Origin of the sequence: Actinomadura rifamycini DSM 43936, from assembly GCF_000425065.1 — a bacterium.
GTDB classification, from domain to species: Bacteria; Actinomycetota; Actinomycetes; order Streptosporangiales; family Streptosporangiaceae; genus Spirillospora; species Spirillospora rifamycini.
Genome location: NZ_AULB01000019.1, coordinates 1 through 11,795, shown reverse-complemented (window position 1 = coordinate 11,795; position 11,795 = coordinate 1). Strand labels below are relative to the sequence as shown.

The following is an 11,795-nucleotide window of genomic DNA, read 5'->3' as shown; positions in this document are numbered from 1 at the left end:
GCGGCGGTCGTCCGGGGCGTCGGTCTGGGAGGATCGACATCGTGCCCCATTCCTCCCGATTTTTCGTGCGGGCGGCGGTGCTCGGCGCCGCGCTCGCCGTGCTCGGTCCGCTCGCCGCCGGCTGCGGCTCCGAGGTCCACACCCCGTCGGCCGCCGGCGCCGCGCCGGTCCCCGAGCGGGGCTCGTCGCCGCCGCCGGGCTCGCGGACGCCGCCCGTCCCGCCCGTCCCCACGCCGCGGGGCCCGCGGAGCGCGCGGACGGCGTGCTCCCCGGACGGCACCCGGCTGGAGGCCCTCGAACCGGACGCGGCGATGGGGCTGCGCGGGATGCGGGTGACGCTCGTGAACTGCGGCGACGCGCCCTTCCGGCTGGACGGCTACCCGGCGCTGCGCGTCCTCGACGGGGCCCGCGAGCCGTTCGAGGTGCGGGTCGTCGAGGGCACGGCGACCGTGCCCGACCCGGGCCCGAAGGCGATCACCGTGCGGCCCGGCGGGTCCGCGTCGGCGGTCGTGGTGTGGCGGAACACGGTGACCCACGGGACGACCGTCGACGGCGTGTTCCTCGAGGTCGGGCCGGGCCGCGGGCTCCGCCCGGCGGCCCTGCGGGTGCCGGGCGGGCTCGACCTCGGCACGACCGGCCGCCTCGAAGTGACCGCCTGGTCGCTACCGTGACGCCCGCCGGGCGGGCGGGACCGTCCACTGCCCGTCCGGCCGCACCCCCACCGGACGGACGCCCGGCGGCACGGGCGGCGCGGGCCGCAGGGGCCACCCGGCGGGCGGCGGGCTCTGCGGGACGGGCGGCCCCGGGCGGATGGCCCGCGGCGGCCCCGCCGCGGTGCCTGCCGCGGTGCCCGCCGCGGCGGCGGCCCGGCGGCGCTCGTGGCGCGGGAAGGCGAGCAGCGCCAGCACGGCCAGCAGCACGCCCGCGACCCGCAGCCCGAACGGCGCCGCCTCGCGCGGCCACGGCTCGCCGAACAGCAGCGTCGCCGACAGCAGCAGGTGGGTCTTCGCCGTCACCGTGACGACCGTGACGATGATCGTGAGGCGGCACCGCTGGAGCCCGATCGACACGAGCCCGAGGCCGAGCACGCCCGCCAGCAGGAACAGGTACGGGTGCGGGGTCGCGAGGACGCCGAACCCGGCGCCGTCCGCCAGCAGCATCGCCGTCCCGAGCCCGAACGCCTCCGTCGCGCCGAGCAGGACGCCCGCGCCGACCCCGTACGCGATGCCGGTGAGGGGGCGCGCGTGCCGGCCCGCGACGGGACGGTCGCGGACGCTGAACATCCAGATCGGCACCGCCAGCGACGGCACGAACACCAGCCCGGCCTTCCACAGCGGCAGCGCGCCCGCCGGGTCCGCGCCGCCGGTCCGGTGCAGCGCGCCGGCGAGCGACCCGCCGTCCCCGGCCAGCAGCGACAGCGCGGCCGTCGCCATCGCCGCGACGGTGACGCCCGCGGCGAGCCACTCGCGCGACGTCGGCCGCTCCCCGAACCCGCTCATCCCGACGACCAGCAGCAGCACCAGGCTGAGGCCGTAGGCGGGCAGCGCGGCGACCACCGGCAGCGTCACCAGCGCCGCCGCGGAGATCGCGAACCCGCCGATCAGCAGCGCGACCGCCGCGAGCCAGCGGGGGCGCAGCAGCTCCGCCCCGGCGCGCAGCGGATGCCGGCCGCCGATCGGGGCGATCCGTCCGACGGCCGTCTTGAACATGACGAAGGCGACGATGTAGACCGCCTGCGCGGCGCAGGCGAGGACGACCGCGTGCATGGCGCACCTCCGAAGGCGCGGCTCCCGTGGGTCCGGACGCCGGGGGCGTCCGACCTCCCGGTTAACCGGTGGGACAACCGTTCTTCATCGGATGGTGACATGGCGCGACCCGGCGGCGATGCGCCGCCGGACACGGAGATCCCCGCGCTTTTGTGCGTCTAGGTGACAGTTCGCGAATCGCCTTCGGATTCCGCGGACAGCCGCCGCCGGACGACCTTCCCCGTCGCGTTCCGCGGCAGCTCGGCCACGAAGTGCACGTCCCGCGGGACGGCGAACCGGGCGAGGTGGTCGCGGACGTGCGCCCGCACGGCGTCGGCGTCGGGCGACGCGCCGTCCCGCAGGACGACGAACGCCGCCGCGCGCTGCCCGAACTCCTCGTCCGGCACCCCGGTGACCGCGACCTCCCGCACGTCCGGCAGGCCCTCGATGACCTCCTCGATCGCCCCCGGGAAGACGTTCTCCCCACCGGAGACGATCATGTCGTCGTCGCGCCCGTGCACGAACAGCCGCCCGTGCTCGTCGATCCGGCCGACGTCCCCGAGCCCGATCATCCCGTCGCGCATCTCCTTCGCGGCGCCGCTCGTGTACCCCGCGAACAGCAGCTCGTTCGCCGCGAAGATCCGCCCGACCGTCCCCGCCGGGACCCGCTCGCCCGACTCGTCCAGGATCGCGACGCGGGTGCCGGGCGGCGGGGTGCCCGCGGTGTCCGGGGCGGCCCGCAGGTCCGCGGGCGTCGCGATCGTCACCCACGACGCCTCCGTCGACCCGTACAGGTTGTACAGGACGTCGCCGAACTCGTCCATGAACGCCGTCGCCAGCGTCGCGGGCAGCGCCGACCCGCTCACCGCCGCGATCCGCAGCGACGGCACCGCCGGCCGGTCCGGGACGTCCAGGACCCGCTGGAGCATCACCGGCACCGCCACCAGCGCGGTCGCCTCCGTCTCCGCGATCGTCCGCAGCGTCTCCGCCGGGTCGAACCGGGGCCGCAGGACGATCGTCGCGCGCAGCGAGATCGCGACCTGCAGCATCGCGTAGCCCCAGGTGTGGAACAGCGGCGCCTCGATGAGCATCCGCTCGTGCACCCGGTACGGGATGCGCGACAGGATCGACGTCAGCGGCGACAGCCCCGGCCGCGACTTGCGGTCGGCCCCCTTCGGGCGCCCGGTGGTGCCCGAGCTGAGGACGATCGTCCGTCCCGTCTTGGCGGGCGGCTCGACCGTCGCCCCGGCGTCGTCCGCGACGAGCGCCTCCAGCTCCGCGTCGGTGAGGGTGCGGACGCCGTCCGGCAGCGCCTCCAGGAACCCGCCGAACTCCTCGTCGGCGATCACCACGCCGACCTGCTGCTCCTCCACGACCAGGACGAGCTGCTCGACGCTCATCCCCGTGTTCATCAGCACCAGGTCGGCGCCCGCCTTGCCGCACGCGGCCAGCGCCTCGATCATCCCCCGGTGGTTGCGGCACAGCACCGCGACCACCTTCCCCCGCACCTGCGCGGCCAGCCGGTCGGTGCGCGCGTCGAGCTCCCCGTAGGTCAGCTCGCCCAGGTGGTCGATGACCGCGACCCGGTCCGGGTCGCGGGCCGCGGCCGACGCGACCGTCCCGCCCAGCACGGTGCCCCACTTGCGCAGGGCGCCGAGCTGGCGCGCGACCCGCAGCGGCGGACCCGGGCGCCACAGCCCGCTCCGGGCGAACATCCCGCCCGTCCGCGCGACCGACGCCGTGCGGCGCCCGATCTCCGATCCGCTCATCGCTCTCCCCACCCTGGTCGTTCCGGATTTCCGACCGTACGGATGGGGAGTTGGGGGTTTCTTCTCCTTCAGCCCAGCCTTTCGGAACCGCCGTTGTCAGTCGGCTGACAAGTTCAGGCCCCGCCGAGCTTCGCCGGGACGCCGGCCTCCGCGTCCTCCGGCGCGTCCGGCTCGGGCAGGTCGAGGCTGTCGCGCAGCCGCACCGGCTGCAGCGCCGCCGCCGCGGCGATCCCGACGACCGCGATGGCCGCGGAGATCAGGAAGATGTGCCCGGTCGCGTCCCCGTACGCGGCCCGCACCACCTCGCGGATCGGCTCCGGCAGCGCGGCCACGTCCAGGTCGCCGCCCGCGCCGCCGCGCTGCGACGCCGGGACGCCCAGCTTCGCGAGCCCCTCGGCGATGTGATCCGCGACCTTGCTCGCCAGCACGGCCCCGAGCACCGAGACCCCGATCGTCCCGCCGAGCGACCGGAAGAACGTCACCGTCCCGCTCGCCGCGCCGATCTCGTTCAGCCGCACCGAGTTCTGCACGACCAGCACCAGGTTCTGCATCGTCATGCCGACGCCCACGCCGATGAGGAACATCCCGACGCCCAGGTAGACCAGCGACGTCTCGTGGTCGATGACCGACAGCATCGCGAACCCGGCCGTCAGCACCACCGATCCGATGACGATGTACCGCTTGACCGTCCCGGTCTTGGTCGCCAGCCGCCCCGCGACCGTGGACGATCCGAGGACGCCCAGCATCATCGGGAACGTCAGCAGCCCGGCCTTCGTCGGGCTGAACCCGCGGCCGATCTGGAAGTACTGCCCCAGGAAGACGGCCCCGCCGAACATGGCCATGCCCACCGCCAGGCTCGCGATGATCGCCAGCGCGGTGTTGCGCTGCGCCACGATCTTCAGCGGCACGATCGGCTCGCGCCCCCGCGCCTCGACCGCCACCGCCGCGGCCAGCAGCACCAGCCCGCCGGCCACCATCGCCGCGGTCTGCCAGGACAGCCACGCGAAGTCGTTGCCGACGAACGTCACCCAGATCAGCAGGACGCTCACGCCGCCGGCGATGAGCATCGCGCCCCAGTAGTCGATCTTGACGTCGTCCCGCCGGAGCACCGGCAGCTTCAGCGTCTTCTGCAGCATCAGCAGCGCGACCGCCGAGAACGGCACGCCGATGAAGAAGCACCAGCGCCAGCCCAGCCACGACGTGTCGACGATCAGGCCGCCGAGCAGCGGGCCGCCGACCGTCGCGACCGCCATCACCGCGCCGAGGTAGCCGTAGTACCGGCCCCGGTCCCGCGGGCTGATCATCGCGGCCATGATGATCTGCACGAGGATCTGCAGGGCGCCCATGCCGAGGCCCTGCACCGCCCGCGCCGCGATGAGCTGCTCGGTGTTCTGCGCGAACCCGGACGCCAGCGACGCCACGATGAAGATCACGATCGCGATCTGGAGCAGCAGCTTCTTGCTGTAGAGGTCGGCGAGCTTCCCCCAGATCGGGGTGCTGGCCGTCGACACCAGCAGCGTCGCCGTGACCACCCACGTGTACTGCGACTGGGTGCCCTTCAGGGCGCCGATGATCTGCGGCAGCGCCGTGGACACGACCGTGGAGCTGAGCATCGCGACGAACAGCACCAGCAGCAGACCGCTGAGCGCCTCCAGGATCTGCCGCCGCGTCATCGGCGGCGGCGAGGGGGCACGCACACTCAAGGAACGCCTCCGGAAAGGTAGTGGGAACGGGGATTCCAAGGCCGCCGCGCCGGAATATATTCCCACTGCGCAAAGTTTCTCAGAGGGCAAGGTCGTCTACCGCTAGGGTCCTGGAGGCATGGAGAGCCTGCGCGAGCGCAAGAAGGAGGCCACCCGGCGCGCCCTGCACCGCGCCGCGATACGCCTCACCGTCGAGCACGGCCTCGACAACGTCACGGTCGAGGCCATCGCCGACGCCGCGAACGTCTCCCGCCGCACCTTCTCCAACTACTTCGCCGCCAAGGAGGACGCCCTCCTCTACGGCGACGGCGAGCGCATGCAGTCGCTCCTGCGCATCTTCGAGTCCCGTCCCCCGGCCGAACGCTCCTGGCCCGCACTGCGCGGCTCCCTGCACGCCCTCATGGAGGAGGTCGGCGAACCCGACCCGGCGTGGGCCGCACAGGCCCGACTGGCGCGCGCGCACCCGTCCGTCCTCGCCCGCCAACTCGCCCGCTGGGCCGACTTCGAACGCACCCTGTCGTCCCTCATCGCCGAACGCGACGCCCTCCCCCCGGGCAGCCCCCGCGCCCGCATCCTCGCCGGCGCCTTCATGACGACCCTCCGCATCGCGTCCCTGACCTGGACCGACGCCAACCCCCCACGCCCCCTGGCCGCCGTGGTGGACGAACACCTGGACGAAATGGCCCGCACCTTCACCTGACCCCTCTCCCCAGGCCCGCCTCCGCGCGGAAGACGTGATCGCTCCTCGCATGAGCGACACCACGGGCGATCGACCTCGGGGACGCCCTCGACTCCCTTCACCGCGAGAGCGACACTCCACCTCGGCACGAAACCTGACTCGCACTCGAAGGTTTCCGCACCCCTGACCGGTTCCGGCCCCGCCCAGGGCACCGACAAAGGCGCGGCAGGAAACTTACATTTCCCCAGCTTATAGACAAAGGACCGTTCCAATTTCTCATCGCTGACCTCGACTTGACCGTCGAACTGACGCATCGAAATACTGGCCGTCGTTTTTTGCCCTTGTCGTCCAACACGCTCACGAGGGGACCAAAGCGTGACGACACCCGCCGGCCGGGGGACCAAATACGACCACACGCAGATCAGGGACGTAGCCCGCCAAATGCGGCGCGAGCTGGCGGCCCACCCGGGCCCGGGCTCACTGCCCGATCTTGCATCCCGAGGAAACGTCCCAGCGTCCGCCTTCGGCGGCTGGGATGCCGCCCAAGCCCTGGGCAGAACGGTCGGTCACGGCAACTCCCAGATCACTCGCGCCTATCAGCAGCTCCTCGACGGCATCCTTTCCATGGCGGACGCCCTCGAAAAGGTCGCCGACAACTACCGAGGGGCCGACGAGAGAATGGTCGCCGACATCCGCGCGGTCGGCGGTCAGATGAGCGATCCCCCGGTCGGCGCCCCGCCGACCCGTGCGACCGCGAAGCCGATGGAGTGATCATGAGCGCCCACTACCCGATCAGGATCGGCGCGGCCCCTGCGGGGAACCCGGCGGACTACGGCGACCTCGACGCGATCCGCGCCCTCCTCGATGCCACCGATCCCGGCGCCGTCAAGGCCGCCGGGGACGCCTACAAGGCCGCATCGCAGCACATCGAGGGCTTCAAAGCCCTGCTCGTCCGCGCCTCGAGAACACTCTCCGAAGTTTGGGAGGACGAGGCCGCCGCCACCGCCCAGCGAATGCTCCGAAAGCTGCAAATCAGCGCGGAGAACCTCGCCATCGCGACCGGCCAGATCGGCACGGCCCTCGACTGGCACGGCGGCGAGATCCTCCCCTGGTACGTGGCCCACAAGCCCGGGAGCGGGTGGTTCAAGGACGACGGCGACGACGAGTACGCCCGCGAGTACATGCAGCGCCTCAACACCCGGATCGCCGAAGCGTGGACACGCCTCCCCGCCTCGGTCACCACGGAGCCCGCGATCATGGACCGCGGGACTCCCGAGGGGCTCGTTTCGAGCGGAACCGCACGCGGTGGGAACGCGGTCGTGCCACCGGACAGAGGCGCCACCGGAGGATTCGCCGCCGTGAACGAGGCCGGCACGGTCGGCAGCGAGCAGAGACCTCCACTCGCCGGTCCCGCGGTCGCACACGCGGAAGCCGGGCGGTCCGAAACGGGCGGCGTCCATCCGGCCGCCTGGTCCCGTGACGCGCCGGGCGGCGCATTCGGTAGCGGACGCACGGAGCTCGCCGGAGCGGAGACGGGCGGGCCCGCCAATTCTCAGGCTGCGTTCGGCAATGCCGGTGGACGGCCCGCGCAATTCGCCCCCGCCGCTCCAGGCCAGTTCGCTCCTGCCAACGGGCCCGTTCCCCCTCCAGGGTTCGGCGCCCCAGCCGGCGGGCTCGGCGCGCCGAGCCCGCGCCCGGGCCCGCTCAACAGCCCCGCGGGCTCCGCCGGGGGACGGGCGGGCATCTCGCCCGGCCGTGGTGGTGCCCCCGGCGGCGCTCCCACGAGCGTCCCGAGCACGAACGGCGGACCGGCCGGGGGCGGCCGCACCAGCGCACGGAGCATGCCGCTCTCCCCAGCGGGCGGTCCGGGTGCCGGTGGCGCCGGACGTCGGGAGGACGAGCGCGACCGGCGATACTGGCTCGCCGAGGACCGGGACCTCTGGAAGGCCGAGGAGGACGCCGTCGCCTCGGTGATCGGCACGTCCTCGTCCGCGGACGACGCCACCGAGGGCGGCGCGGGCTTCGCGGACGAGTCGACGGAGATCTGGAGCGCCGACTCGACCCCCGAGCATGTCCTGGGCCACCTGCCGTCGCCCTCCGCCGCCGTCGAGCCGCAGGACGGTCAGGCGACGGCCTGTGCATGCGGTTGCGCATGCGGCGGTTCGGAGAACGACGGCGAGGTCGATGCCCGCAAAGCGGAAGGACGAGGCGTCCAAGGCCCGCCCGGGCGCCTCGAAGCCTCCCCGATCTTGCGGGGCGAGTGAATGCCGCATCTGCCTCGCGGGAGTGCCCTCGCTTCGGCCTGTCTTCTCACCGGCTGCCTGGCGCTCGCCCCGCTGCCGGCCGCGCAGGCGGCGACACCGACACCGCACCAGAGTGAATGGTGGTTCACCACCTGGCGCATCGAGGAGACCGTGTGGCCCGTCGCCACGGGCGAAGGAGTGACCGTCGCCGTGGTCGATTCGGGGACGAACGCCGACCTCTCCGAGTTCAAGGGCGTCGTGGTCCCCGGGTTCGATGCCACCGGCCAAGGGCGGGACGGCCGCCGAGACGTCGACACCGCCACCGATGCCTACGGCAAGGGCGGATGGGGCCACGGCACGGCGATGGCTTCACTCATCGCCGCCCAAGGCGGCACGAGCGGCATGGTGGGGGTCGCCCCGGGCGCGAAGCTGCTTCCGGTCATCGCCAGGGAAGGCGACGAATACGCGACCGGTATCCGCTGGGCCGTCGACCACGGGGCCGAGGTGGTCAATGTGTCCGCCGGGCAGGTCAACACCTACGGGCCCGGTAAGTGTGCGAGCAGCTTCCAGCACGCGGTCGATCACGCGGTACGGAATGACGTGGTCGTGGTCGCCGCGTCAGGCAACGACGGCCGTTCCGACATCCCGACGATGCCCGGCGGCTGCCCGGGCGTGCTCACCGTGGGAGCCGTCGACCACCGCTTGCGGGCTTGGGCCGACTCGACCCCGCAGAAGTCCGTCGATGTCGCGGCCCCGGGCGTGGACGTCGCCAATCTCGACCGGAGGGGCCGGCTCGTCCGGAGCAGTGGCACGAGTGCGTCCACCGCGCTCGTCTCCGCCGCCGTGGCACTCGTGCGTTCGAAGCACCCGGAAATGCCGGCGCGGCAGGTGGTGCAGCGCGTCATCGCGACCGCCAAGGACGCCGGCCCGGCCGGTTGGGACGGCCGAACCGGCTACGGCGTCGTGAACCCGCACAAGGCGCTGACCGCCGACGTGCCCGCGGACGCTCCCAATCCCGTGTACACGGAGTGGGACGAACTACAGAAACAGCCCGGCGCGTCACCTCCTGCCGCCCACACCACCGCCACCGACAAGCGCGGCGCCCTGCTCGATTCGCGCCCCCTCGCCCTCATCGGGGCGGGTATAGCGGTGCTCATCACTCTGGCCGGAGCGTCTCTCGCCCTCATTCTCCGTAGAAGGAACTCACGAGCGTGACCGAGAACAGGATCAACAGCCTGCTCAATCCGACCCCGCCGCAGGCTCCTCCTACGGAGGGCGCGCCAGCACCCCACAAACCCCCGGCGACCGACGCCGGAGGCGGCTCCAGCGTCGCGGCTATGGACCCGACCGCGCTGCGGAACGCGGGGAGGACCGCTCCGGAGGTCAACTCCCACATCCGGGCGGGCGGCAAGGCGTTTCCGCCCGAGACCGACCAGGCGGCCGGCGCCCTCGGAGGCGGCTGGGCGACGGCGGACGCCATGAGGCAGGTCTCGTCCGAATGGCTGCGAACGCTCACCCGCATGACGGACGAGATCGAGTTTCTCGGTGACGCCGTCGAGAGGTGCGCCACGAACGCGCAGTGGGCCGAACAGGAGATGAAGGAGAGCATCAACCGGATCCGGACGGGGGCACGCTGACGGTGGTCTCGTTCGCCCAACTCCGGGACGCCGAGATCGGCGAGTTGGATTCGGCCTGGCGCGCCTGGCGGAAGCTGGTCGAGCACCTCGAACAAGCCGAGGACGTGTACCAGGGCAAGTTCCTCAAAGGGGTCCGGGGCGCGCGCTGGCAGGGGGCGGACGCCGAGGCCGCCATGCGGACGCTGCTGCCGGTACGAACACGAATCCGCGTGGCGTCCGGCGAGGCGTCGGCCGTCGCGAGCGTCCTCAACACCGCACAAGGCAGGTTCCGGGCCGCGCAGAACGACCTCAAATCCGCGATCGTTTCGGCGGAGAGCCAGTACCTCAAGGTCGGCCACGACGGCTCGATCGACTTCCCCGAGTCCCTTCCCGCACGCTACTCCGACTGGCAAGAGCTACAGAAAGTCGCCCGGGACATCCAGGGGAAGTTCGTCGCTGCCGTCAAGAAGGCCACCGTCGCCGACAACGAGATCGCGGGCGCCCTCCGTGCACTCCGATCAGACGTGCTCGACGGCAGGAACCCGCTCGCGGGCCTCCGGAAGGACGCGGGCGTCGCGACCGGACTCGCCGGGTTCGACCCCGCCGGCATCCCGCCCCGCGACCTCACGTCGCCCAAGGAAGTCGCGGACTGGTGGCGCGGCCTCCCCGAAGAGCAGCGCCACCTCATGATGAACGCCTACCCCGACAAGATCGGCTGGCTCGACGGCATACCGTCCGAAGACCGCGACGAGGCCAACCGCACCCGCCTGGAGAGCCGTCTTGCGGAACTGCACGCGAAGGGCGGGGGCATCAGCGAGTTCGAGCGTCGCGACCTCCAGCGGCTCGAGAAGCTGAACATCGCGCTCACGACGTACGAGAACAAGGGCCACGACCTCTACCTTCTCGGCATCGACTCAACCCGCACGGCCGAGGCCGAGAGCCGTGACGGAGAGGGCTCCGACGGGCGCGCGATCGTGGCGTTCGGCAATCCGGACCACGCTGTGCACAGCGCCGCCTATGTACCGGGAACCACAGAGAACCTGGACCGCTTCACCGGAAGCATGCATCGCGCCTACAACCTTTACGAGGCAACGCGCATGTACGCGGACGGCCCTGTCTCAACGATCGCCTGGCTCGGCTACGACGCACCGGACGACATCAAGAAGGACTCGCCGTTCGGAAACTATGCCAACGAGGGCGGTCCGCAGTTCAACAGCTTCATCGACGGCCTCCGCGAGTCACAGGCCGGAGCGGGCAACGGCGGTGCGCACATGACAGCCGTGGGCCACAGTTACGGTTCCACCGTGATCGGTGAGGCCGCCCGGCATCCCGAAGACAGGCTTCCCGTGGACGACATCGTGGTCGCGGGCAGTCCGGGTATGCGGGTGGCCCATGCGGACGCCCTGGGTATCGAAGCCGGTCATGTCTGGGCCCAAGAGGCATACAACGATCCGGTTCCGAGCGTCGGGCGGTATGGCCATGGAGGCGGCGGATACATTCCCGGCATCGCTTCGGCGGTCGGAACCCCCAACGTCCCCTCCGACGAGGATTTCGGGGGGCGGCGGCTGGTGACCGACGGCGAGGGGCATAGTTCGTACTGGCGCGACCGTGATCCCGAGAAGAACGAGGACGTCTACTCCTTCAGCGGTTCCAGCAGGAGTTTGGACCAGCAGGCTCGAGTCATCGCCGGAACCTACGACGACCACGACCCAGGCAATGACCCGACTCAGTGAACCTTTTCCAGCAGCGTCCGACGGTGCGTGATCACATCATGATCGCGGGCGGTGTGGCGGGCCCTGGAACGTAAAGAAGCCCTGGTAGGACGGGTGGTCTCTCACCCCCGCCCGATCCCACCAGAGGCTTCACATGCTTTTCTACCGTTCTTCGCTGCCGTTGTCGCGTCAGACGCTGCAGTACGTGACCGGGGTCGTCGGCCGCCACCGCAAGCAGGCCGGCAGCAAGGGCCGGGCACTGACGGCGGGCATGCAGGCGCTGATGACGCTGGCGTACTTGAAGAAGGGCGAAACGTTCGCGCAGCTC

General features: G+C 71.9%; 10 protein-coding genes and 1 pseudogene. 8 read left to right on the top strand and 3 right to left on the bottom strand.

Annotation, left to right across the window (positions count from 1 at the left end; genetic code table 11):
* The first annotated feature begins 65 nt into the window (after positions 1 to 65).
* A complete protein-coding gene (locus H505_RS42830; protein ID WP_051300867.1) occupies positions 66 to 671 on the top strand; it encodes a DUF4232 domain-containing protein in 606 nt (201 codons plus the stop codon).
* On the opposite strand, the gene H505_RS42825 is transcribed toward H505_RS42830, so the two are convergent.
* The 3 genes from H505_RS42825 to H505_RS0118840 form a co-directional block, all read right to left on the bottom strand.
* A complete protein-coding gene (locus H505_RS42825; protein ID WP_051300866.1) occupies positions 663 to 1,766 on the bottom strand; it encodes a hypothetical protein in 1,104 nt (367 codons plus the stop codon). The genes H505_RS42830 and H505_RS42825 overlap by 9 nt on opposite strands.
* A gap of 158 nt (positions 1,767 to 1,924) precedes the next feature.
* On the bottom strand, positions 1,925 to 3,514 hold the full coding sequence (locus H505_RS0118845) for an AMP-binding protein (RefSeq protein ID WP_084550492.1): 1,590 nt from the start codon (positions 3,512 to 3,514) through the stop codon (positions 1,925 to 1,927).
* A gap of 113 nt (positions 3,515 to 3,627) precedes the next feature.
* Positions 3,628 to 5,187, bottom strand: a complete 1,560-nt coding sequence (locus H505_RS0118840) for an MDR family MFS transporter (RefSeq protein ID WP_051300865.1) — start codon at positions 5,185 to 5,187, stop codon at positions 3,628 to 3,630.
* 148 nt (positions 5,188 to 5,335) lie between these two features.
* Between H505_RS0118840 and H505_RS0118835 the strand changes: the two genes are divergently transcribed.
* The 7 genes and pseudogenes from H505_RS0118835 to H505_RS51735 all read left to right on the top strand — a co-directional run.
* The gene (locus H505_RS0118835; protein WP_026403232.1) at positions 5,336 to 5,917 is read left to right on the top strand and encodes a TetR/AcrR family transcriptional regulator; all 582 of its coding nucleotides are present in this window, start codon (positions 5,336 to 5,338) and stop codon (positions 5,915 to 5,917) included.
* Positions 5,918 to 6,271: 354 nt separating this feature from the next.
* Positions 6,272 to 6,667: a hypothetical protein gene (locus H505_RS0118830; RefSeq protein WP_026403231.1), complete on the top strand. Its 396-nt coding sequence runs from the start codon at positions 6,272 to 6,274 to the stop codon at positions 6,665 to 6,667.
* A gap of 2 nt (positions 6,668 to 6,669) precedes the next feature.
* Positions 6,670 to 8,160, top strand: coding sequence for a hypothetical protein (locus tag H505_RS0118825; protein WP_034518627.1), 1,491 nt, complete (start codon positions 6,670 to 6,672; stop codon positions 8,158 to 8,160).
* Complete coding sequence (locus H505_RS42820; RefSeq protein ID WP_051300864.1) at positions 8,161 to 9,354, top strand: S8 family serine peptidase; 1,194 nt, start codon at positions 8,161 to 8,163, stop codon at positions 9,352 to 9,354. It abuts the gene before it with no gap.
* Positions 9,351 to 9,776 (top strand): hypothetical protein, encoded by a 426-nt coding sequence (locus H505_RS0118815; protein WP_157433053.1) that lies wholly within the window; start codon positions 9,351 to 9,353, stop codon positions 9,774 to 9,776. The genes H505_RS42820 and H505_RS0118815 overlap by 4 nt, the downstream gene beginning before the upstream one ends.
* 2 nt (positions 9,777 to 9,778) lie before the next feature.
* Positions 9,779 to 11,488, top strand: coding sequence for an alpha/beta hydrolase (locus tag H505_RS0118810; protein WP_026403228.1), 1,710 nt, complete (start codon positions 9,779 to 9,781; stop codon positions 11,486 to 11,488).
* Between the two features lie 133 nt (positions 11,489 to 11,621).
* Positions 11,622 to 11,795, top strand: a pseudogene (locus H505_RS51735) (IS5/IS1182 family transposase); the annotation flags it as partial.

Coding starts and splice junctions, on each gene's coding strand:
- H505_RS0118835 (WP_026403232.1), top strand. CDS start 5,336: ATGGAGAGCCTGCGCGAGCGCAAGAAGGAGGCCACCCGGCGCGCCCTG.
- H505_RS0118845 (WP_084550492.1), bottom strand. CDS start 3,514: ATGAGCGGATCGGAGATCGGGCGCCGCACGGCGTCGGTCGCGCGGACG.
- H505_RS42820 (WP_051300864.1), top strand. CDS start 8,161: ATGCCGCATCTGCCTCGCGGGAGTGCCCTCGCTTCGGCCTGTCTTCTC.
- H505_RS0118825 (WP_034518627.1), top strand. CDS start 6,670: ATGAGCGCCCACTACCCGATCAGGATCGGCGCGGCCCCTGCGGGGAAC.
- H505_RS42825 (WP_051300866.1), bottom strand. CDS start 1,766: ATGCACGCGGTCGTCCTCGCCTGCGCCGCGCAGGCGGTCTACATCGTC.
- H505_RS0118840 (WP_051300865.1), bottom strand. CDS start 5,187: ATGACGCGGCGGCAGATCCTGGAGGCGCTCAGCGGTCTGCTGCTGGTG.